The following is a 22,475-nucleotide window of genomic DNA, read 5'->3' on the forward strand; positions in this document are numbered from 1 at the left end:
CGCTACAACCCCGATTTGAGCCGACTGAATGCCCGCGTCAGGGCGCGGTTAAAGGTTTGGCTGTTGTCATTTTTGGTGCACAGCTGCGCACGCACATCGGCGGCCGGGTAGGTGCCAGGGTCGGCGAGGATCGCTGGATCGACCGTGGCATTGGCCGCTGGCACCGCGTTGGCGTAGTAGATGGTGTTGGTGATCGCACCGATCACCTCAGGCGTCATCAGATGATCCATCAATGCCAGGCCTGCCTCGGGATGCGGCGCGTCCTTAGGGATCACCATGGCATCAAACCAGATCAGCGTGCCTTCGCGCGGGATGCTGTAGTGCAGGCTAAACGGCTTGCCCGCCTGCACAGCCTGACCGGCCGCCATCGACACGTTGCCGTTCCACGACATGGCCAGGCAGGTATCGCCGTTGGCCAGATCGGAGATATTGCGGTCGTTGTCGAAGTAGCGGATTGACGGGCGTACCTTGGCCAGATGGGCTTCGGCTCGCTTCAGGTCATCCAGGCTTTGCTTGTTGATATCCAGGCCTAGGTAACGGAAGGTGGCCGCGAACACCTCATTGGGGTCATTGAGAAAACTCACGCCGCAGTCGGCAAACTTCGCCACTACCACCGGATCAAGCAGCATGGCCCAGCTGTCGGTGGGCGCATCGGCCATGCGCTTGGCGATGGCCTGCTGCTGATACCCGATGCCCGTGGTGCCCCAGACGTACAAGCCTGCGTAGCGGTTGTCGGGGTCGAACGCGGCCATGTGCCCGGTAAACTCGCTGTCCAACCCGGCGAAGTGCGGCAGCGCAGTCTTATCCAGCGGCTGCAGTGCGCCACTCTTAATCGCCCGCTGCAGATGCTGACCCGCTGTCAGTACCAGGTCATAGCCGCTGCGCCCGGTGAGCAGCTTGGTTTCCACCGTTTCCAGCGAGTCAAAGTGATCGACCACCACCTTGATGCCGGTCTTCTGTTCAAAACTACTGAGGGTGTCCGGGGCCAGGTATTCGCCCCAGATAAATAGATTGACCTGCTTCGGCGCTTCGGCCGCCAGCGCTTGAACACTGGCGGCCAGCCCTAGGGCTAACAAGCTGACATGTCGTTTCATCAGAGCCTCCTAAGCGCGCGTGGGCGCGGCGTATTGCGGCATGGTGATGCAGGCGACATTGCCGCCGCCAAGGAGAATCTCCCGCGAATTGTCGATGCCGATAATCCGCTGTTTGGGGAACAGTTCGGCCAGCGTGGCTTGGGCAATACGGTCGCAGGGGTCGTTGAACAGCGGCACGACGATGGCCGAGTTGCCGGCGTAATAGTTGATGTAAGAAGCGCAGATCTGCGTGCCGGCCTGACGGGTGTGGGTCGATTCATCTTGATCCAGGCCTTCAGCCTCTTCAGCCGTCCACTCCAGCACGCGCGGCTGCGGCAGTTTGTGCACCTCCAGTGCACGGCCTTGGGCGTCGCGGGTGCTGCGCAGGATGTCGTAGGCCTCTTGATAGATTTCCCACTGCGGATCATTACGGTCATCGGTCCACTGCATCACCACCACGCCGGGGCGGACGAAGCAGGCCAAGTCATCGATATGGCCGTCGGTTTCATCAAACTTGCAACCGCGTGGCAGCCAGATCACCTGCTCGGCGCCAAGGTAGTCGCTGAGCCGGCGAGTCATCTCCTCCTTGCCCAGGTGGGCGTTGCGGTTGCGGTTGAGCAAGCACTGCTCGGTGGTCAGCAGGGTACGCTGACCGTCGGTTTGGATACCGCCCATTTCGGCAATAAAGGGCGCGCGGTAGCGGTCATAACCTTCGATCTCGAGGATCTTCTGCGCGATCTGATCGTCCTTGTCCCACGGGTAGTAAAGGCCGCCGTCGAGACCACCGTAAGCGTTGAACTCGAAGTCCACACCGCGCACTTCGCCGCTGTCGTCATTGACCAAAAAGGCCGGGCCGCTGTCGCGGAACCAGGTGTCGTTGCAGGTCATTTCCACCACGCGCACATGGGCCGGCAGTTGGCGACGGGCGTTGGCGTACTGGCTGGCCGAGGCGCACACGGTGACCGGCTCGCTGCTGGCAATGGCCGTGACGATATCGACCCAAACCTTCTGCGCCGGCTTGGCACCGTTACGCCACACGTCAGTGCGCTCGGGCCAGCCCAGCCAGCAACCGGCCTTGGGTTCAAATTCGCCGGGCAGACGGAAGCCGTCAGTTTTTGGGAGAGAAGTCAGTGAACGTGCCATCGGATACACCCTGTATCTGTGAGGAAGATGACCACACAGTACGCGGCGCTCCGGCACGGATTCCAACGACGAAAATTGCGGGATAGCTGAATTTAATTCATCACTCAGCCAAGTGATCACTCAGCCAATCTAAGAAATCAGCCACTGCGGGTTTTTCCAGGCGGATGCGTTCACAGACCAACGCATATTGCCCAAGCGCTGCCACGCTGGCATTGAAGGGGCGCATCAAGCGGCCACTGGCCAGGTCTTCAGCCGCCGTGAGGTTGTCGCCCATGGCCACGCCCTGCCCTTGCGCGGCGGCTTCCAGCGCTAGACCGGCATGCCCTAGGTACAAATGTCGCGCCGGCTGGATGTCGCCGGCATGGGTGGTCAGCCAGGCGGTCCAGGTTTTACCGTCCTGATCGTCATGCAGCAGGCCATGCCGGGCCAGATCACGCGGGTGTTTAAGGCCGCCCTGGTTAAACAGGCTGGGGCTGCACACGGGGAAGAACTGCAAGGTCGGCAACGGCCGCACAAAGTAAGCGCTGGCATCCTCGGGCCCGGTGCCATAAGTGATGGCCAGGTCGATATCCGGACTCGGCAGGCTGGCGTCCAGCGGCTGCTCGTGCAGATGCAAGGTGATGTATGGATAGCGGTCGCTGAAGTCGGCCAGACGACTGACCAGCCACTTTTGCGCCAGCTCAGGCGTGACCGCGATGCGCAGCACCGCCTGGGAACCGGGATCACGCAGCTCGTCACACGCCTCGCCGATCAACTCAAACGCCTGCTGCAAACGCTGCAGCAAACGCCGTGCGGCGGACGTTGGTACAACCTGTCGGCCCTCGCGTGTAAACAACACGGTGCCGAGCTGCTCTTCCAATTGACGAATCTGGTGACTGACGGCGCTGTCGGTCACACACAGCTCAGCGGCCGCGCGGCCAAAATGAGCATGCCGCGCAGCGCACTCAAAGGTGCGCAAGGCGGTGAGAGACGGTAGGCGGCGCATGCGGTGCTCCAGATTGGCCAGTGCGCCGCATGCTTACCCAAGGTGGGGCTTAGCGCAACAGCTTGTTATCCAGCACGTCAGAGGCTCCGCCCATGACGTTTTCGCTGATCTCGATAAAGTCTTGGGTGGTGGCTTTGTCCAGACGCATCAGGCCGCGGGTCACGTCATCCAGCGAGCGCGGTTGTGTGGTGCTTTTGGTGGCCTGACGAATTTCCCGGTCAAGCTCCTGCAGCAGCAACACCGCTCGGGCCGTTACCGGGCCGGTGGAGCGGTCAGTGCGCAGGCTGTCGACGGGTTTGCTCCAGCGAATCAGGTCTTCACGGATTTTCTGGTAGCGCTCCTCACTCAGGCCACCAGCGCGGCGCATCAGCTCGATGGCGTAGTACTCGGCCAAGCCTTCAGTAATCCAATCGCTGCGATCACGGGCACGAATGCGGCTGAACACATGCACCAGTTCATGCACCAGCGAGCTGGTGCCGTTTTCGCTGACCAGCGGGCGATCGGTGTGCATGTAGTAGGAGTTGGTGGCAGAAAGGCCGCCGCGCCACATCGGGTCGCCCGCCCCGACAATCAGCAGCTTGGCCGGGTCACGCGGGAACACCTCCTGAGCATGCGGCCAGATAAAGGTCAGCAGGGTCATGACATCCATGCGCCGCATGCCCTCCCCCACAGGCGCGGCGATAGCCACATCGGTTTCACCCAATTTGGCACGGCGCGTGCCGATCTTACCCGCCACCATCCAGCCGGTTGGACGGTCGAACTTGCGCTGTGGGTTGTCAATGCGGAATTTGTTTTTGCCGATGCGCGGCCAGCCGGTTTCGACGGCCTTCCAACCTTTGGGCAAAGTGAAATGCAGGCGCGAGACCAGCACCGTAAAATCTTCCTGCTTGAGCTTGGCCGAGGGCACCAGATCGTCGCCGCGCAGCAGCGCCCAATCGTCGGTGATGCGGGCATCAAAGCGACCCGGGATGCGTTCATGGTTGATCCGTACGCGGTAGGTCAGGGTCGCTTCACCCTTGGCTGGAGTCCAGATACCCCGCTCGGGGCTGCTCTGCGTCCACTCGCCGTCGGCACTGAAATCGCTGTAAGCGCCCAATGTGCCCAAGTCGAAATCCAGGCTCTTGACGCGTGTGCCATCCTCCAGCACCAGCCGCACTTCGGCTTGTTCGGTTTCGGGCAAGAAGCGCACGTGGTAATCCAAATCGACCTTCTTTGCCCACAGCGGCGTGCTGAGGCTGAGTAAGGCAACAGACACAAGTAAGCGGCGCATCAACATAACAAAGCTCCCTGGAGCTAAAGGCTCGGTCGGACAAGGATTTAAGCGGTCAGCCAGCACGGAAGATCATATGGTCTTCCCACTCGTCCTCGGCCACGCTGTTTTCGCTGAGCATACGCCCAGCCTGGGAAATGCGTTGCTTATGCACCTGTTCAGGGTCACCACAAACCAGGTGGTGCCACAGCAGCAGGTCTTTACCTTCACTGACCAGGCGATAAGCACAGGTCGGCGGTAGCCATTGAAACTGGTCCGCCTGGGCCGGGGTGAGTTGAATACAGTCGGGCACGAACGCGCGGCGGTTGCTGTAGTCCGTGCAGCGACAGGTTTTAAGGTCCAGCAGTTTGCAGGCGATGCGCGTGTAATACACGCTGCCATCGTCTTCATCCTCAAGCTTTTGCAGGCAGCACAGGCCGCAGCCGTCGCACAGCGATTCCCACTCGTTCTGATCAAGCTGATCGAGGGTTTTACGTTTCCAGAAAGGTTCGACTTTAGCGGCCATGATGAGGGTACGGTGAGGGGCGAAAAGGCCGGCAGTCTAGCCGCTCAGCCCACGGCGGCCAAGGCCGGCACGCTCAACGGCCCGCTGCAGGTCAGTAGCCGCGCTGAAAATCCACCTGCCCGCGCAGCGGTTCGGCCGCCTTCCAGCGCGCCAGGTTGTGCACAAACACCTGCACCAGCAAACGGGGATCAGTCGGTGCCGCCGTATGCCCCGTCAACAGTAAACGCGGTGCCGTCCAAAACGGGTGCCCGGCCGGCAGCGGCTCTTCACGGCAGACATCAATCACCGCACCCGCCAGTTGCCCCTGTTGCAGCGCACTGACCAGCGCCTCGTCAACCACCGCTACCCCGCGCCCGGCATTGATAAAGACGGCATTGGGCTTACACGCCGCAAACAGCGCCGCATCGTAAATATCGCGGGTGGCCGGCGTGTCGGGCAGCAGGTTGATCAGGTAATCCGCCTCACTCGCCAGCGCAGGCAGCGCCGCCAGGCCGCTCACTTGAGCAAACGGCGACAGCCTGCGCGACTGCGTGGCAATGCCCAACAGACGAATACCGAAGGGCGCCAGAAACTGCGCCACGCTGAGGCCAATATCACCAGTACCCACGATCAGCAAGGTGCGCCCCGCCAAGCTCTGTGGCGCACGACGCTCCCAGCGCTGCTCATGCTGAGCATGCAGGTGCGTGGACAATTGACGCTCATGGGCGAGCAAATGACCCAGCACATACTCGGCCATCACCTGACCGAAAATGCCCACGGCACGGGTGAGTACGTAGTCGGTTGGCAAATCGTTGGCCAGCAGCGGCGTGATACCCGCCCAGGTCGATTGCAACCACTGCGGCGGCCTGCCCTCACGCAGCAAGGGCGCGAGCAGATCAGGCTGCCCCAGCCAGAGCGGGCAGCTCGCCGCGTGATGAGCCAACTCGAGCGGCTGCGCACTGCCGTACACCTCAAGTTCAGGTGCCAACTCATGCAGCAACGCGGCGTAGCGCGCATGTTCGGCTTCGGCAATCAACACGCGCAAGGGGGGATTTGCAGCGGCGGACATGATGGTTACATCGGGTCGTTGCGGCGCAGCAACTCATCGGGCAAATGCTCGATGTATTCATCTTCCGGTGGCGGCATTTGCAGGTGATAGCCCTGCTCGTCGAGATTGGCCAGCACCTTGTGGATGTCCTCGCGGGCCAGAACGCGCTCGGGCGTTAGCACCATCTCAAACGCCAGAGCGGGTGGCCCGAAAGCCTGCAGCAGGTTTTCCGGCACACGCTTGAGCCCGTCGCTGCGCAGCACATACAGGTACATCTCGTTCTTGCGTGGGCTTTTGTAGATAGAGCAAATACGTTTCACGCCGATTCTCCGTTTGCAGCCAGGCAATCAAGCAACGCCTGGCCCATCAATTCACGCCGCCAGCCGCGCAGCGACCCCGGCAACTGGTAAGGCCCATGCGGGTAGCCGGTTTTCAGCAAGGCTTCGAGGGTTTTCTTGCGCAGCATCAGCTCGGGGGCGGTGTTCAGCCGCTCACCTTCACGTTGGCCAATGGCGCGCAGCTTTTTCAGCAGCGTCGCAGCCTCCAGCGGCAGTGGTTCAGGCAATGCTTCGGGCCACTCGGCGGCAGGCGTGGCGGCGGCCTGTTTGATCAATTGCAGAATAAACTCACCGTCCTGACGCACGGTTTTTGGATGCATGTCCTCAATGCGCGCCAGGGCCACCAAGTTATCCGGCTGAGTGCGCGCCAGGGGCCATAACGAATGCTCGCGAATAATCCGGTTGCGTGGCTGATTGCGCACACGCGCCTGCTCTTCACGCCAGGCGCACAATGCTTGCAGTACGGCCAATTGCTGACGGGAGAGCTTCCAGGCCAGCTTGGCTTCGCGATAGGCCTGCTGTGGGTCGGTCTCGCGGCGCAAGTTGTTCACCAGTTCGGCACCGTCTTCCAGCACCCAGGCATATTTCTCGGCAGAGAGCTGCGCCTTGAGTTGTGCATACACCTCGGCAAGGTGCAGCACGTCTTCGGCGGCATAGCTGACCTGTGTGGCCGACAGCGGCCGCTGCAGCCAGTCAGAGCGTGTTTCACCCTTGGGCAGTTCGATATTCAGTACCGCCTGCACCAAGCGCGAATAGCCCATGGAGAAGCCCAGATTGAGGTAACCCGCAGCCAGTTGCGTATCGAACAGCGGCGTAGGCAGGCTGCCGGTCAAGCGCAGGAATACTTCCAGGTCCTCGCTGCAGGCATGCAGCACCTTGATCACGGCCGTGTCTTGCAGCAACTCGGCAAAAGGCGTCCAGTCGCTGATCAGCAGCGGATCAATCAGGTAGGCACGCTCACCCTCGCTGACTTGCAGCAGCCCCGCGATCGGGTAGAAGGTGTCGACCCGCATAAACTCGGTGTCCACCGCTACAAACGGCAGGCGGCGCCATGTTGCGCAATGCTGCGCCAGGCTGGCGTTGTCGCCAATCCACTGAATATCAATCGCCACATGGCTCTCCCTTCAAGAATGCCGCGCAGTATATATGCCCAGGCACTGTGCCGGGCATTTGCCAGCCATTTACCCCCGGGGCATCACAGATGCGAATGAACCCTGTAATCTGGCCAGCCCGTGCATCTGCCCACTTTCATCTCAGGGAATAAAAACCATGAAGAAACTGCTTGGTCTGCTTGCGGCCTTGATTGCGGCGGCAGCGATCTACCTCGCCGTCACCCCCAGCCCGATTGACCCGCTGGCCTGGGAAGCGCCTGTAATCCCACCGATGACCGGCATTCTGGAACCCAACGACACGCTGATGAAAGCCGAACTGCTGGGGCGCGGCCAGGTGCACGGCCCGGAAGACACCGCCGTGGATGCCCAAGGCCTGGTGTACGCCGGCCTGCATGACGGGCGCATTGTGCGGATCAACGCCGATGGCAGCGTGGAGACCTTCGTCGACACCCAGGGCCGCCCACTGGGCATGGACTTCGACGCTGCCGGCAACCTGATCGTCGCCGACGCCTACAAGGGCTTGCTCAGCATCGACACGCAAGGGCAGATCAAGGTTCTGACCACCGAAGCCGAAGGTGTGCCGTTCAAGTTCACCGACGATCTGGACATCGCCCGCGACGGCACCATCTACTTCAGTGATGCCTCTTCACGCTTCGAACAACCCGACTACCTGCTCGACCTGCTTGAAGCCCGCCCCCACGGCCGCCTGCTGAGCTACAACCCGGCGTCGGGTGAAACCAAGGTGCTGCTCAAAGACCTGTACTTCGCCAACGGCGTGGCGCTGTCGGCCAACGAAGACTTTGTGCTGGTCAACGAAACCTACCGCTACCGCATCACCCGTTACTGGCTGAGCGGCGACAAGGCTGGCACGAACGACATCTTTATCGACAACCTGCCGGGTCTGCCGGACAACCTGCAGGGCGATCGCAACGGCACCTTCTGGGTGGCCCTACCAACCCCGCGCAAAGCCGACGCCGACATGCTGCACCGCTCGCCGTGGGCAAAAGCGCAGTTGGCAAAGCTGCCGCGCGCTTTCTGGCCCAAAGCCGTTCCTTACGGCTTTGCCATCGCGCTTAACGAGCAAGGCGAAATAACCCAAAGCCTGCATGACACCAGCGGCACGCACCTGCGCATGATCACCTCGGTCAAGCCGGTGGGCGACTACCTGTATTTCGGCAGCCTGGATAACGACCGCATCGGCAAGCTGAAAATCCGCTAAACCCGCCCAATAAAGCCCCACGGCCGCCGCTGGCACGTGGGGCCACTCATGAAAAACGCGCCTAAATCAATGCCTGGCCGCGTTTTTGCTGATTCAGATCAGCTTGTCGCTTGAGGCAAGCCTTGCCGCTGCAAAATCACTGCTATCTTGATAATTCCAACCGTCGATTCAGGCTTTTGTCATGGAAATAAGCGCCCTGTTTTCTCAAGTACACAGCTTGCCCTGTATTCCCAAAGTCGCTCAGGATCTCATCCAACAGTTTGATAACCCGCACACCAGCATCGATAACATTGCCCGCAATATTTCCCTCGACCCCGTGATCGCCGCCAAAGTGCTACGTCTGGCCAACTCCGCTCGTTTTCGCGGCTCACGCGAATCAGCCAGCGTGGAAGACGCCGCCATGCGCCTGGGCTTCAACACCCTGCGCACCCTGGTGCTGGCATCGGCTGTGACGGGCGCGTTTCAGGCACCGCCTGGCTTTGATCTCAAAGGGTTCTGGGGGCATAGCTTTCAGGTTGCCAGTATCAGCCGGCTGCTGGCCAAAACGCGTGGCGTGGCCGTCGAAATCGCCTTTACCTGCGGCATGATGCACAACATTGGCGAGTTACTGATCCAAACGGGCGTACCTCAACTGGCTGAACGCCTCAATCAAAACGGTAAGGACATGGGCGCGGCCCAGCGTGTGGCACTGGAAACGCTGCAACTGGGCTTTGGCTTCCCTGAAGTAGGTGCCGAACTGGCGCGCCTGTGGCAGTTGCCTGAGCTGATCCAGCACGCCATTGCCTACCAAAGCCGCCCAACCCAGGCACCGGCTGATATGCCGTTACCGCGGGTGCTGGCCCAGGCCGTGTCGATTGCCGAAGCGTTGCGCGAATACCCGGGTGATATGAACAAGGCGCTGGAGACCCTGCAAGGTCCGCTGTTTGACGGGCTGGATGTTGCCAGCCTGCTTGATGAGTTGCCGGCCGTGTTGGAGGCTGACAAAGGCTTTGCTGAACTGCTCGGCTAAGTAAAACAGCCTTGAGTGCGCAATGCACTCAAGGCTCCCGCTACTTGGTGGCAATCCAGATGGTGTGCCGGGTGCCCTTGTTACCGTGGGCATACACCTGAACTTCCTCAACCTTGAAGCCTGCTTTGCGTACTTTATCGCTGAACAGCCGGTCCGCACTGGCTGACCAAACCGCCAGCACGCCTTTATTGCGCAGCGCCTGATGGCAACGTTGCAGACCCTGAGCAGAGTACAGCCATGAGTTACGCTTCTGCGTCAGCCCCTCAGGGCCGTTATCCACATCCAGCATGATCGCGTCATAACGCTGATCAGCGTTTTTCAGGCAATTGGCCACATCGTCCTGAATCACCCGTGTACGGGGGTCGAGAATTGGATAACCCGCTTTAGCGCCCAAAGGCCCACGGTTCCACTCCACCACCCCAGGCACCAGTTCAGCCACTTCTACTTCAGCGGTTTTACCGAGGTTTTGCAGGGCCGCCGCCAGGGTAAAGCCCATGCCTAGCCCACCAATCAACACGCGTGAATCGGGCCGGCCTGCGACTTTCTTGCAGGGGATGGCCGCCAGAGCGTCTTCTGAGCCATGCATGCGCGTGTTCATCAACTGACCGCCATCGCCGCCAGCAATCTTGATGACAAAGTCCTCACCGTACTCAAACAAGCACAGCGCACCGGAGCCATCGGGAATCGGGGCGGTGTCGAGCAAAACGAAACGCTTCATGGGCGATGGCAACCTGCGGCAGGGCAAAATGGGCAGGCAGCATGCACACAATCGGACAAAGATGCAGCGCCATCCGCGAGAAAATCTTCGCGTAATGCTTTCTCGACCCCGCAGACGACGGTTTATGATGCCGACTGCCCTTTTGCCCACAGGATGACCGGCATGCCACTCGCTCAACTGATCAGCGCCGCGCAACTGCAACAACGCCTGGCCGAACCCAACTTGCTGCTTCTCGACTGCCGCTTTGCCCTGGAAGACACAGGCTATGGCGAGCGCAGCTTTGCTGAAGGGCATATCCCGGGCGCACAGTTTGCTGATCTGGAGCGCGATCTCTCGGGGCCCATCATTAAAGGCGTTACAGGCCGTCACCCGCTGCCAGAACCGGCGCAGTTACTCAATCGCTTGCGCGCCTGGGGGCTCAACCGCGACACGGAAGTGGTGCTCTACGACGACGGCCACAACGCATTTGCCAGTCGAGCCTGGTGGCTGCTGGCGTGGCTGGGCAAGCAAGATGGGGTTTACCTGCTGGATGGCGGCCTGAAGGCCTGGCGCGAGGCCGGCGGAGCCTTGACTCAAGACATCCAACCTGGCGAAGCGGGCCACTTTAGCGGCACGGCCGACAGCAGCTTGGTGATCAGCGGCGCACAACTGCATAAGCGTCTTAAGGATGCCCACATGACCCTGCTCGACGCCCGCGGATTACCGCGCTTCAGAGGTGAAGTGGAGCCCATCGACCCAATTGCCGGGCATATCCCCGGTGCACAATGCGCCGCCTTCACCGACAACCTGGACAGCGACGGCCACTTCCTCAAGCCAGCGTTACTGCGTCAACGCTTTGCCGCCCAACTGGGCGAACGCGCAGCCACTGAACTGGTGGCCTACTGCGGCTCCGGCGTCACGGCCTGCCATAACCTGTTCGCCCTATGCCTGGCGGGCTATCCACTCGGCGCACTGTATGCCGGTTCTTGGAGCGAGTGGATTACCGACGCTAAACGCCCAATTGCCACCGGTGACTAACTCGGCTTTCACACGCTTAAGCACTATTCGCAATATGGGCAATAACCGAAAGCTGAAAACAGTTTAAAAACAGCCCTTTACAGCATAAAGGTCGCACTAGACTTCAACACAAGCGGCTAAGCCCGCTTGCGGTGGGGCCTTTACACCAAACAGTCATTACCAGCGCCCCATCGGTCATCTGCCGCCGAGGGCTTTATGGGAATCGCTGCCTGCGAGCTAACTCAGTACGTTATTCGCCCCACCCTGCTCTACTTGGACCGTTACTCCAGTGCAGCAGAAGCGCTGCTACTGGGCGCGGCGGCTAGTCAATCGGGCCTGGGTGCGGCCCTTGATGACAAATACGGCCATGGCCTTTACCGCATCACCGCCCACAGCCATCAACAGCTCTGGGACAACCACCTGGCTCTTGACCCAGATCTCGCCAGCCAAGTGCGCGGCCTGGCCAGCCAACACGCCTTCCTCACCGCGCCGCACCTCGAATTAACCGTCAACCTTCGCTACGCCACGGCCATCGCCTGGATGCTGATTGAAACCGAGCACCTCGAACTGCCCGCCGCCGACGACCTGCTCGGCATGGCGCACCTGTGGCGACGTGTATTCAAGCCCCACGGTCGCACCCAGGACTTTATCGTCGCGTGGCAGCGCTGCGTGGCAAAACACCGTCAGGTCGCCTGACAGCCTCGCCACTAAGCCAACACTGCGCGATCCAACACCGCGTTTAGAGCAACCGATTGAACAAAATCGTAAGCGGCTATGACCTAGGTCTATGTTTGCTACCGGTCACAGCGCGACTATCTCAAAGATAAGTACCGCGTGCCTTGCGGTGAGTGATTAGCCATTCAGAGAGATGCCCATGAGCGAAACGCCTACTGACACCGTAACCACTACCACCACGCCTGAAACAATAAAGCCTGCGGCGCGCCGTTCACGTCGCGCGCCTGCTCGCAAGCAGCCTGAGACCGTCGATGACGGCATTCTCGCAGGCGCGCAGTTGCAAGCGAAAATGGTCGATGAGTCGATCAAGGCCTCCCGCGCATCAACGTCCGTGGCGGTTGAGGACATCCTTGCGCACATCAACCCCACCGATGCCCCCGCCATGCGCGACACGCTGGAAACCTTTATCAACGGTCTTTCCGGTGATGATTCAGACGCGCTGCGCAAGGCCTTGCTTGATGATGCAATCGCACCCAGCCAATCCGTCGAGAAAACTGACCCAGATGACGAATTGGCTCCCGATTGGCGCCAAGGGAACTATCCGTATAAAAACCTGCTGTCACGCAAGCGCTATGAACAGGAGAAGTACCACCTGCAAGTTGAACTGCTCAAGCTGCAAGCTTGGGTGAAGGAAACCGGCCAGAAGCTGGTCATTCTCTTTGAGGGCCGCGACGCCGCCGGCAAGGGTGGCTCGATCAAGCGTGTTATGGAGCACCTCAACCCTCGTGGCGCACGCATCGTGGCACTGGAAAAGCCCACTGAAGCCGAACGTGGACAATGGTATTTCCAGCGTTATGTGCAGCATCTGCCTACGGCCGGCGAGATCGTTATGTTTGACCGCTCCTGGTACAACCGCGCCGGGGTCGAGCGCGTCATGGGCTTCTGTTCGGAGAAGGAATACCTGGAGTTTATGCGCCAGGCACCGGAGTTTGAACGCATGCTGGTGCATAACAACGTACACCTGATTAAGTTCTGGTTCTCGGTCAGCCGCAAGGAACAACGTCGCCGCTTCAAGGAGCGTGAAAAACACCCGCTCAAGCAGTGGAAACTCAGCCCAATCGACTTGGCCTCGCTGGACAAGTGGGATGACTACACCAAGGCCAAAGAGGCGATGTTCTTCTACACCGACACCGCCGATGCGCCGTGGACCGTGATCAAATCCAACTGCAAAAAACGCGCGCGTCTAAACGCCATGCGTTATGTGCTGCACAAGCTGCCCTACACCGGCAAGGATTTGCAGCAACTCGACAGCCTGGACCCACTGATCGTCGGGCGTGCCAATGTGGTGTACGAACATGGTGAGAAAGCCATGAACGTGGCCCTTCTCTGACGGACATTAGTCAGCGGGTGCAGCGCCAATTGAACTGCACGCGCATCAGATGGGGCGCTAACAAACGCCCACCGCAGGCAGTTGGACAATGAAGCTAGGACAATAGCGCCCGGTCAAAACCTTTTTACGGCTGTTAACAATCATTTGGGACTTGCGCTGTTAACGCCGTAATGCAGACCCAGGTCGTTGTTCAACAGCCTGCGTGGCTAGCCGACCTCCACCCGGTTGCGGCCATTGGCCTTGGCCCGATACAGGGCTTGGTCGGTGCGCTGATAGAGGCTACTAGGGGTGTCATCTGGCAGGCTAAAACTGGCGCCCATGCTCGCAGTCATCACCTTAAGCGGGCTTTGCTGATGCTCAATGGCAAGCTCACTCTGGATCGCCTGACGAATGCTTTCACAGGTATTGGCCAGGTAAGCGCGGTCCGGATTGCGCAGCACCAAGGCAAACTCTTCGCCCCCCAAGCGGGCAGCAAAATCCAGTTCACGGCGCGGATGGCTGGCCAGCACGCCGGCAATGCGCTGCAAAGCAAGGTCACCAGCCGGATGGCCGTAGCAGTCGTTGTAGGCTTTGAAGTAATCGAGATCAAGCATGATCAGGGCAATGCATGTTCGCTCGCGTTGCGCTTCCTGTAAGGCTCTTGCCAACAGCAAATCAAAACTGCGGCGGTTATAAAGCTGCGTGAGTCCGTCGGTATCGGCCATATTGCGCAAGGCACGTTTAGTCAGGAATAACACTCGCATGGAGTGTTCCTGACAATAACCCGCCGTGGCTGCGGCGACAGTCGCCACCAGCAGGTAGGTGGCAGACACATGAAACTGCATGCGCGGGGCAGAAGGCGTGGCCAGGTAAAAGGCCAGAACTGAACAGGCCAAGGTGCCGATACCCAAATAGAGGCTGTAGCGATAGCTGTAACCCAGCGGCACGAAGATCGCCATCTGAATCAGAATCATGCCCTCCATGCCATAGGGCAGTTGCATTTGCTCAAGCACTTGGTGATACAGCAGCGTCACCATCAACATGGCAAGACTCAAACTGCACAGTGCAATGGGTATCCAACGATATCCCGTGGCCACATCGTTGGATTTAAGAACCCGGTAAGCGCCGAACAAAACGATCAACAACGCGCACAAGCGAGCCAGCATGGCTGGTAGGGTTGCCGGGTTATCGCCCGTGCTATACAGCAGCATCAGATCGAAGGCAAAAAAGGCAAAAATACTGGCAATCAGTAGGCTGACGGCGACACGGCGCGCCTGCTGATAACTGCGGTAAGAGAACTCGCGGTACTCCGCCTCAAGTTCAGGCACAAAGTGACGCAGAGCGAAGCTGTTGCGTAGTGGCTGGTGATCATCCATCAGCTCAATAACAGTGGACGATTGGGGCTTTAAAAGCATAGGCAACCTCACAGCTTGGCCTGAGCACGTGCCTGTCTCGATGACTCAAAACGGCCGCACTGTGATTGACAATAGCTGACCGACACACAAAGCCTGCATCAATCCTTCAAACGTATCCGGAAACAGGCCCCGCCCAGAGCAGAATCTTCGAGCAGCAACTCACCGCCATAGCTCTCAATAATGTCTTTGACCACTGCCGTGCCGATACCCTGCCCCGGATGCTGAGCGTCCAGGCGCTCGCCACGGCGCAAGATGCGCTCTCGCTGATCAGCAGGAACACCAGGGCCATCGTCCTCAACCCGGATTTCTAGCACACGTCCCTGCCGTGTGACGCTCACCCGGATACGCCCCAGACACAGGCGATAACTGTTCTCCAGCAGGTTGCCAAGCAACTCCAGCAACGCGCCGCGCTCCATGGGCAGGTGTTGTTCAGCGGCAAAGTCGCGTTGCACGCTGACCTGCTTGTCGCGGTAAACCTTGTCCAGTGCAGCGCACAGCGTGTCGAGCAGCGGCCCCAGACGAACGCTATGGCGCACCAAGCCGCTTTTACGCAGGCTGGCGCGCTGCAATTGATAGCCGATTTGCTGGCTCATCCGTTCAATTTGTTGCTGCAGCACCAGCGCCTGCTCGCGGTTATGCGGTTCGGTGGCAATCACTTCGGCCACGCTTTGCAACACGGCCAAAGGGGTTTTAAGGCTGTGCGCCAAGTCATCCAGCGAATGCCGGTAACGTTCGCGTTGCTGGCGTTCACTCTCCAACAGGCGATTGAGCGAGCCCGTCAGACGCAGCAACTCACGCGGGTGGTGCTCGCTGAGGCTGGCACGGGTGCCCGCCTCCACGGCGTCCAGTTCGACACTGACGCCACGCAGGCTACGAAAGCCCAGAGTCAAACCGAACCAGAGCAGCCCCAACAGCACCAGCAACGTCACGCCCAACCACAGGTAAAGTTGCTCGATAAACCCGGTGTACATGGCCTCATAGTCACTGGCGGGCTGCATGGTGACTACGCTGAATTCCACCTCCTGACCCTGCAGTTGCGTGCGTTCGAGGTCATAGATGAAAAATGCGTTGCCGGCATCATCACGCCCTTGCTCAAAGACATGCCCCTGACCGTTGAACTGCGGGCGATACTCAACACTTTCATCCAGCGATGAACGCGATTGCCAAACCAGATTGCCCTCACGGTCGTAGATAAAACCCAGCAGCTTGGCCTCAAGGGTGTTGAGTTTTTCGTCGGGGAGTTTTTCGGGCATCGATAAGCGCCCATCATCCAGACGCGCCACCGAAATGAGTGCATTGGCTTCTGACGCCAGGCGCTTTTCAACGGACTGCTCAAGCGCAATTAAAAATGCGCCACGCACGGCCGCCAGCAACGCCAACATAAACAACACCGCCAATACGGCGGTGAAGAACATCAGGCGCACGCGCAATGACGTGCTGCACCGCGCTCTTAACAGTGCGGGGCGGCTCATCGGCAGCGCTCAGTAAACAGATAACCCTGACCGCGCACGGTCTCAATGGGTTTGTAATCCAGTTGTGCCTCCAGCTTGCGCCGCAGGCGGCCAACCAACACTTCAATCACGTTGGGATCGCGGTCTTCATCGTCTGGATAGAGTTGTTCGCTCAAGCGTTCCTTGGCCACAACCTGCTGCTGATGGCGCATCAGGTACTCCAAAATGCGGTACTCAAATGCCGTCAACGGCAACGGTTGACCGTCAACCGACGCATGCTTGCGATTCAAATCCAGCACCAACGCCCCCGCACTGATACTCGCTTGGGTAAAGCCGCAGGCGCGACGCAATAAAGCATTCAAGCGCGCCTCCAGCTCCTCGAACTGAAAGGGTTTGACCACATAATCATCCGCACCGGCCGCCAAGCCTTCGACCTTGTCTTGCCAGTTGCCACGCGCGGTGAGAATCAGAATGGGGAAGCGTTTATCCAGGCTGCGCAACTGACGAATCAGATCCAGGCCACTCATACCCGGCAGCCCCAGGTCAACCACGGCTAGGTCATGGTTGTATTCGGCGGCGCGGTACAAGGCCTCTTCCGCCGAAGCCACCGCATCCACCACATGGCCCTGCTCACTCAGCCGGCTTGAGAGGTGATGGCGCAGCAGCGCTTCATCTTCCACGACCAGCAATTTCATCAGCGCGCTCCTGTCATGCAAAAGCCGAGCGCAAGCCCGGCCTGGTAATTTTTGAACATGCGCCGGGATGGATACCCCGCGCCGCGCCGGTTACGGTTGGTATTCCAGTGAGGAATGGTGGGCAACGATGCGCAACTGACCAGCATCATCTTTGACGAACACCCAGGTCTTGTCCACGGAAGTCACTTTGCCGTCCTTTCCGGTGAAATGAACCTTGCCCATGGTGGTCGCGCTGTCACCCGCAATAAATACAGCTGCGTTATCGATCTTGCACTGGGTCCAGCCTTTGAGGGCAAAACCGCTGTCTTGCGGGTAAGCCGAGTCGCCGCCAACAAAGTAAGCCAAGGCGCCGTCACGGGTGGTGCGGAAAGTTTGCGGATTGACTGTCAGCGTAGGTTTGAACAGCACTGCGCCCATTTGATAACCGTATGCGGCATCAAGCACCTGCCCGGCCAGCACTTTGGCGGCGGCCTGCCCTTCCTTCTCATGGGTGCTGCTGATGTTGACCAGCGCACTGCACCAGCCTTGTTGGGCACTCAGTACTTCTTGCTCAGCGATACCCTGATTTACGACAACACTGCTAGCCAAGGCTTGGTTGGCCGCCAGGGTGAAGGCACACAGACCGATGTAGTGGATCGCTTTCATGTTGGCACTCTCATGTATGGGTTGATGTGGAACCCATATTGCCTAGCCCAAGCTGAACGGCCACTGAACCATTACTGAACCAATGCTGAACCAATCACCGGTTTACCCTCGCGACTGGACAACAACCATGAGCAAACGCCAACTGAATAGATGAGCGAGCCATTTAAAGACATCGCGCGAGCCAGCGCCTCCCGCAACGCAGCCGAGCGCTAACTCGCGGAAAATAGGCTCAAAATCTCAGGTTTCGGTTAAGTGAAAAATACCGAGCAAAAAAAACGGGAGCCCAAACGGGCTCCCGTACTCATTCTCTGAGAAATACAAATGCAGACCTCACGCATGCATTTGCTACAACCTCACCTGCGCCTCCTTGAGACGCGGCACCAGTGTCACAAAAAAGCACCCGCCACTTCGTTTAGCTTTGTTGCTGCTTTGCAATGTTTTGTTAACGGGCGGGCTGCTGGCCGTTATCAAGCACACGCGGCAGAATGGCGCTTATGAATAGCGACTTCCTTGCGCCGTGCTGCACCCCACTGGTGCTGCACTGGCCACTGCCTCACCCTCAGCCTAGCTTGCGACTGGTCAGCACACGGTTTGACCCGGCACTGCTGCATGCCGAAGATTTTCACCGCTGCGCGCTAGAGCCCGTGCGCGGCGTGGCCAAACGCCAAGCCGAATACCTTGCCGGACGCCTCTGCGCACGCCAAGCTCTGGCGCAGCTTAGCGGCATACAGGCCACGCCAACCCGCGGCGCAGATGGCGCACCGCACTGGCCCGACGGCACACTGGGTTCCATCACCCACAGCCATGGCTGGGCGGCAGCGGTAGTGGGTGAAACCTCACAATGGCTAGGGCTGGGGTTGGATGTAGAACAGATCATGCCGACCGAGCGTGCCGAACGCCTGGCGGGGGAAATTCTTACGCCCGCCGAGCGCGTGCGCCTCGATGCACTGCCGCCCGAACAGCATGCCGAGCGCATCAGCCTGACCTTCTCGCTCAAAGAAAGCCTGTTCAAGGCGCTCTACCCGCTCGTGTTGCGCCGTTTCTACTTTCAGGACGCCGAACTGCTCAGCGTCGATGCTGACAACAAAGCCCGCATGCGCCTGCTGATTGACCTGCACGCAGACTGGCCCGCCGGCAGCGAGCTGGAAGGTCAATTCGCCAAATTTGACGGTTATCTGCTGAGTCTGATCAGCATCGCCGCCGCGACCGCTCGCCGTTAAAGCGCCTCCCGCATTATAAAGCTGCCGCCTGATCTGGCCGCCTAAGGTAAAACCGTGGGAGGGGCTTCAGCCGCAACAAACACCTGCCGCCCATGCGATTGGACTAACAAGCAGCGTTGCGGCGCAACAGCGCCTTTAGCAAATCCGCTAAACTTGGCCGATTGCCGTCTGGAGTGCTCTATGCGCGAAGATTTGAATCAAGGCCTGATCGATTTCCTCAAGGCCTCGCCCACCCCGTTCCACGCCACCGCCAGCCTGGCCCTGCGCCTTGAAGCGGCCGGTTTTCAACAGCTTGATGAGCGTGCCAGTTGGCACACCGAAGCCGGTGGGCGCTATTACGTGACGCGCAACGATTCTTCGATCATTGCCTTCAAACTCGGCAAACGCTCGCCACTCGAGGGCGGCATCCGCCTGGTGGGCGCGCACACCGACAGCCCGTGCCTACGCGTTAAGCCGCAACCCGAACTGCAACGCCAGGGGTTCTTCCAGCTCGGCGTTGAGGTGTACGGCGGTGCATTGCTCGCACCTTGGTTCGATCGTGATTTGTCGCTGGCCGGCCGCGTCACCTATCGCCGCGACGGCAAGGTAGAAAGCCAACTGGTTGATTTCCAGTACCCGATTGCGGTGATCCCCAACTTGGCTATCCACCTCAACCGTGAAGCCAACCAAGGCTGGGCCATTAACCAGCAGATCGAGCTGCCACCGATCCTCGCACAGGTATCGGGTGATGAACCGGCCGATTTTCGCGCCCTGCTCACCGATCAACTGGCTCGCGAGCATGACTTCAGTGCAGACGCCGTGCTGGATTTTGAACTGAGCTTTTACGACACACAAAGCGCAGCGGTGATTGGCCTCAATGGCGACTTTATTGCCGGCGCACGCTTGGACAACCTGCTGTCGTGCTACGCCGGGCTGCAAGCGCTGCTGGCGGCACCCGATGAGGAAAGCTGCGTGCTGGTGTGTACCGACCACGAGGAAGTCGGCTCCTGCTCAGCCTGCGGTGCCGATGGCCCAATGCTCGAACAGGTGCTGCGCCGTGTGCTTCCGGATGACGATGCCTTTGTGCGGATTATTCAGCGCTCGCTGCTGGTGTCGGCGGATAACGCCCACGGCATGCATCCCAACTACCCCGACAAGCATGATCAAAACCACGGGCCCAAACTCAACGCTGGCCCGGTGATCAAGATCAACAGTAACCAGCGCTACGCCACCACCAGCGAAACAGCGGGCTTCTTCCGCCATCTGTGCTTGGAAAACGAAGTGCCGGTGCAAAGCTTCGTCACCCGCAGTGACATGGGTTGTGGCTCGACCATTGGCCCGATCACCGCCAGCCAGTTGGGCGTGCGCACCGTCGACATCGGCCTGCCAACCTTCGCCATGCACTCAATCCGCGAACTGGCCGGCAGCCATGACTTGGCGCATCTGGTGAAAGTGCTGACGGCGTTTTACGCCAGTGCCGAACTGCCGTGATCCGTGGCAGCGCTACAAAAGCGTGATGCGTAGCCCGGATGCAATCCGGGAAGTTCTTACGCAGTCTAAACCACTCCCGGATTTTATCCGGGCTACGGGCTGAAGCCTTTTATCTTCAAGCTCGCGACATCGCAGGGTGGATGAAAAGCACCATCCACCTTACCTAATGACCGTCACTCCGGTACTTCGACGCTCACATGCAGGGCGTCGTGGCGCCAAAACTCCAGGTCACAATCAATCAGCCGGCCATGCTGGTCGCGGTTGATGCGCACAATGCGCAGCGCCGGGCTGCCCACCGCTACTTTCAATGCTGACGCCGCTTCGCTATGCAACGCCGTGGGTACCATGTCGAACCGCACGCGGCCGTAATGAATGCCGTATTCGCTGCCGTACAGTTCGGTCAGCGAACGCGTCAGGTCAAAATCCAGAATGCCGGCGAAGTAATTCGGGTTGAGGTAGTGCTCGACATACAGCACCAGCCGCCCATCGATACGCCGCGCACGGCGAATCTGGTACACGCTGGATAACGCCGGCAACGCCAGCAGTTGGCAAATCTCGGCACTGGCCGGGATCAGTTTGGCGCTCAAAACCTCAGTGGCCGGGACACGGCCCTGCTCGCCGACCATGGCATGAAAGTGGCTGCGCACCAGCGGGTTGTAGGCTACGCGCGGCGGTGAAACAAACCAGCCGCGGCGCTCTTCACGGTAGATCAACCCTTGTGCTTCCAGCTGGCTGAGGGCCTCACGCAGGGTTATGCGCGTGGTATCAAACACCTCGCTGAGCTTGCGCTCGGCCGGCAGCTGACTCCCCGACGGCAGCAGGCCGTGTTCGATCTGCTCTTCCAATGCCCGGCATATCGCAGTCACTGCCCGTGGCGCTTCATCGCGCATCAAGACCTCCCACTTTGGACTAGTCCAGCCCTATTTCAGGGCAAATTCTTGTGTATGCCACTCTAAAAAATCATGTTTCAAGTTTAAGCAGTCTTGATGACTGCGCCATGACAACTTTCTTACTGAAGCAGCAATATCTGATAAACCATGGCTTGTACGTGCTTTACATGGGCTGTTATCCATGGTCTACGCTAGTCGAGCGCCAATGTGTGCAGGCGGGATCAGCGCAATAAATACACCGCATACATAAAACTGTCATTTAACAGGCCTAAATTGGCCTGGGTCTTGCTGATCTAGACCAGACAATCACCGCACCTAACTCGCAAGGGAGTTTCCAATGAAACAACTGCTGCTGGCTTCACTGATAGGTTCTGCCATCGCCATGGCCACTTCCGCCACGGCTGCCGAGACCGATTTGCAAGCCTTGGAAAAAGCTGCGCGCGCTGAAGGCGCGGTGTACAGCGTGGGCATGCCCGATAGCTGGGCCAACTGGAAAGACACTTGGGCCGACCTGAACAAACTCTACGGCCTCAAGCACCAAGACACCGACATGAGCTCGGCGCAGGAAATCGCCAAGTTCGCCGCTGAAAAAGAAAATGCCACCGCCGACATCGGTGACGTGGGCGCGGCGTTTGGCCCCATCGCCGTGCAGCAAGGTGTTACCCAGCCCTACAAACCCAGCACTTGGGCACAAATCCCGGATTGGGCTAAAGATGCCGACGGCCACTGGATGCTTGCCTACACCGGCTCCATTGCCTTTATCGTCAACAAGCAACTGGTTAAGGACATTCCGCGCTCCTGGGCTGACCTGAAAACCGGCACTTACAAAGTGTCTGCCGGTGACGTCAGCACCGCTGCACAAGCGGTAAACGGCGTGCTGGCGGCCGCCATCGCCATGGGCGGCGACGAGACCAATGTGAAACCAGCCCTTGAGTTTTATGGCGAGCTGGCCAAACAAGGCCGTCTGTCGCTGGCCAACCCAACCATCCAAACCCTGGAAAAAGGCGAAGTGGAAGTGGGCGTGGTGTGGGACTTCAACGGCCTTTCCTACCGCGACCAGATCGACCCGGAGCGCTTCGAAGTGCTGATCCCGTCTGACGGTTCGGTGATTTCCGGCTACAGCACCATCATCAACAAATGGGCGAAAAACCCTAAGGAAACTCTGAAGAAGACTTCCAGATTTTGGCAAAATACCCGGATTCCACCCGCTGAGTTTCCCCATGAAGCAGATGACCTTCGCTGACGCCGAG

General features: G+C 59.3%; 21 protein-coding genes and 1 pseudogene. 8 read left to right on the plus strand and 14 right to left on the minus strand.

The window, feature by feature from the left end; genetic code table 11:
* Window positions 1-2 precede the first annotated feature (2 nt).
* The 8 genes from AUK77_RS02460 to rnd all read right to left on the minus strand — a co-directional run bounded on the left by AUK77_RS02460 (window position 3) and on the right by rnd (window position 7,453).
* Window positions 3-1,094, minus strand: a complete 1,092-nt coding sequence (locus AUK77_RS02460) for an extracellular solute-binding protein (RefSeq protein WP_296125741.1) — start codon at window positions 1,092-1,094, stop codon at window positions 3-5.
* Window positions 1,095-1,103: 9 nt separating this feature from the next.
* A complete protein-coding gene (gene aguA / locus AUK77_RS02465; RefSeq protein WP_296125743.1) occupies window positions 1,104-2,216 on the minus strand; it encodes an agmatine deiminase in 1,113 nt (370 codons plus the stop codon).
* Between the two features lie 100 nt (window positions 2,217-2,316).
* Window positions 2,317-3,201 (minus strand): LysR substrate-binding domain-containing protein, encoded by an 885-nt coding sequence (locus tag AUK77_RS02470; RefSeq protein ID WP_296125744.1) that lies wholly within the window; start codon window positions 3,199-3,201, stop codon window positions 2,317-2,319.
* A gap of 49 nt (window positions 3,202-3,250) precedes the next feature.
* Window positions 3,251-4,477 (minus strand): hypothetical protein, encoded by a 1,227-nt coding sequence (locus AUK77_RS02475; protein ID WP_296125746.1) that lies wholly within the window; start codon window positions 4,475-4,477, stop codon window positions 3,251-3,253.
* A gap of 49 nt (window positions 4,478-4,526) precedes the next feature.
* On the minus strand, window positions 4,527-4,976 hold the full coding sequence (locus tag AUK77_RS02480) for a YcgN family cysteine cluster protein (RefSeq protein WP_296125748.1): 450 nt from the start codon (window positions 4,974-4,976) through the stop codon (window positions 4,527-4,529).
* A gap of 91 nt (window positions 4,977-5,067) precedes the next feature.
* Complete coding sequence (locus AUK77_RS02485) at window positions 5,068-6,000, minus strand: D-2-hydroxyacid dehydrogenase (RefSeq protein WP_296125775.1); 933 nt, start codon at window positions 5,998-6,000, stop codon at window positions 5,068-5,070.
* A gap of 29 nt (window positions 6,001-6,029) precedes the next feature.
* Entirely contained in the window at window positions 6,030-6,323 is a 294-nt protein-coding gene (locus AUK77_RS02490; RefSeq protein ID WP_296125749.1) for a YcgL domain-containing protein, read from the minus strand.
* On the minus strand, window positions 6,320-7,453 hold the full coding sequence (rnd, locus tag AUK77_RS02495; protein WP_296125750.1) for a ribonuclease D: 1,134 nt from the start codon (window positions 7,451-7,453) through the stop codon (window positions 6,320-6,322). Before rnd ends, AUK77_RS02490 begins: the two co-directional genes overlap by 4 nt.
* A 157-nt stretch (window positions 7,454-7,610) precedes the next feature.
* On the opposite strand from rnd, the gene AUK77_RS02500 reads away from it, so the two are divergent.
* Together AUK77_RS02500 and AUK77_RS02505 are read left to right on the plus strand one after the other, a co-directional pair.
* Window positions 7,611-8,672 (plus strand): SMP-30/gluconolactonase/LRE family protein, encoded by a 1,062-nt coding sequence (locus AUK77_RS02500; RefSeq protein ID WP_296125752.1) that lies wholly within the window; start codon window positions 7,611-7,613, stop codon window positions 8,670-8,672.
* 181 nt (window positions 8,673-8,853) lie between these two features.
* Window positions 8,854-9,681 carry an HDOD domain-containing protein gene (locus AUK77_RS02505; RefSeq protein WP_296125754.1) on the plus strand — a complete coding sequence of 276 codons (828 nt, stop codon included), beginning with the start codon at window positions 8,854-8,856 and terminating at the stop codon, window positions 9,679-9,681.
* Window positions 9,682-9,721: 40 nt separating this feature from the next.
* Here AUK77_RS02505 and AUK77_RS02510 read toward each other — a convergent pair whose 3' ends face one another.
* A complete protein-coding gene (locus AUK77_RS02510) occupies window positions 9,722-10,399 on the minus strand; it encodes an MnmC family methyltransferase (protein WP_296125756.1) in 678 nt (225 codons plus the stop codon).
* A gap of 162 nt (window positions 10,400-10,561) precedes the next feature.
* Here AUK77_RS02510 and AUK77_RS02515 point away from each other — a divergent pair, with 162 nt between their 5' ends.
* From AUK77_RS02515 to ppk2, 3 genes are all read left to right on the plus strand, one after another.
* Complete coding sequence (locus tag AUK77_RS02515; RefSeq protein WP_296125757.1) at window positions 10,562-11,416, plus strand: sulfurtransferase; 855 nt, start codon at window positions 10,562-10,564, stop codon at window positions 11,414-11,416.
* Between the two features lie 195 nt (window positions 11,417-11,611).
* Window positions 11,612-12,091 carry a hypothetical protein gene (locus AUK77_RS02520; RefSeq protein WP_296125758.1) on the plus strand — a complete coding sequence of 160 codons (480 nt, stop codon included), beginning with the start codon at window positions 11,612-11,614 and terminating at the stop codon, window positions 12,089-12,091.
* A 178-nt stretch (window positions 12,092-12,269) separates the two neighbouring features.
* Window positions 12,270-13,460, plus strand: a complete 1,191-nt coding sequence (gene ppk2 / locus AUK77_RS02525; RefSeq protein ID WP_296125759.1) for a polyphosphate kinase 2 — start codon at window positions 12,270-12,272, stop codon at window positions 13,458-13,460.
* Between the two features lie 206 nt (window positions 13,461-13,666).
* On the opposite strand, the gene AUK77_RS02530 is transcribed toward ppk2, so the two are convergent.
* The 4 genes from AUK77_RS02530 to AUK77_RS02545 form a co-directional block, all read right to left on the minus strand.
* Window positions 13,667-14,854 carry a GGDEF domain-containing protein gene (locus AUK77_RS02530; protein WP_296125761.1) on the minus strand — a complete coding sequence of 396 codons (1,188 nt, stop codon included), beginning with the start codon at window positions 14,852-14,854 and terminating at the stop codon, window positions 13,667-13,669.
* A gap of 98 nt (window positions 14,855-14,952) precedes the next feature.
* Window positions 14,953-16,326: an ATP-binding protein gene (locus tag AUK77_RS02535; RefSeq protein ID WP_296125763.1), complete on the minus strand. Its 1,374-nt coding sequence runs from the start codon at window positions 16,324-16,326 to the stop codon at window positions 14,953-14,955.
* Window positions 16,323-17,000, minus strand: a complete 678-nt coding sequence (locus tag AUK77_RS02540; protein ID WP_296125765.1) for a response regulator — start codon at window positions 16,998-17,000, stop codon at window positions 16,323-16,325. Before AUK77_RS02540 ends, AUK77_RS02535 begins: the two co-directional genes overlap by 4 nt.
* 90 nt (window positions 17,001-17,090) lie before the next feature.
* On the minus strand, window positions 17,091-17,645 hold the full coding sequence (locus tag AUK77_RS02545; RefSeq protein ID WP_296125767.1) for a hypothetical protein: 555 nt from the start codon (window positions 17,643-17,645) through the stop codon (window positions 17,091-17,093).
* A 494-nt stretch (window positions 17,646-18,139) separates the two neighbouring features.
* Between AUK77_RS02545 and AUK77_RS02550 the strand changes: the two genes are divergently transcribed.
* Together AUK77_RS02550 and AUK77_RS02555 are read left to right on the plus strand one after the other, a co-directional pair.
* Window positions 18,140-18,865 (plus strand): 4'-phosphopantetheinyl transferase superfamily protein, encoded by a 726-nt coding sequence (locus AUK77_RS02550; RefSeq protein ID WP_296125768.1) that lies wholly within the window; start codon window positions 18,140-18,142, stop codon window positions 18,863-18,865.
* 180 nt (window positions 18,866-19,045) lie between these two features.
* Window positions 19,046-20,335, plus strand: coding sequence for a M18 family aminopeptidase (locus tag AUK77_RS02555; protein ID WP_296125770.1), 1,290 nt, complete (start codon window positions 19,046-19,048; stop codon window positions 20,333-20,335).
* A 173-nt stretch (window positions 20,336-20,508) separates the two neighbouring features.
* Here AUK77_RS02555 and AUK77_RS02560 read toward each other — a convergent pair whose 3' ends face one another.
* Window positions 20,509-21,225 carry a UTRA domain-containing protein gene (locus tag AUK77_RS02560; protein ID WP_296125772.1) on the minus strand — a complete coding sequence of 239 codons (717 nt, stop codon included), beginning with the start codon at window positions 21,223-21,225 and terminating at the stop codon, window positions 20,509-20,511.
* Window positions 21,226-21,562: 337 nt separating this feature from the next.
* Between AUK77_RS02560 and AUK77_RS02565 the strand changes: the two are divergent.
* Window positions 21,563-22,378: pseudogene (locus AUK77_RS02565) on the plus strand (ABC transporter substrate-binding protein); the annotation flags it as partial.
* Between the last annotated feature and the right edge of the window lie 97 nt (window positions 22,379-22,475).

Origin of the sequence: Pseudomonas sp. Ga0074129 (assembly GCA_001465025.1) — a bacterium.
Taxonomy (GTDB): domain Bacteria; phylum Pseudomonadota; class Gammaproteobacteria; order Pseudomonadales; family Pseudomonadaceae; genus Aquipseudomonas.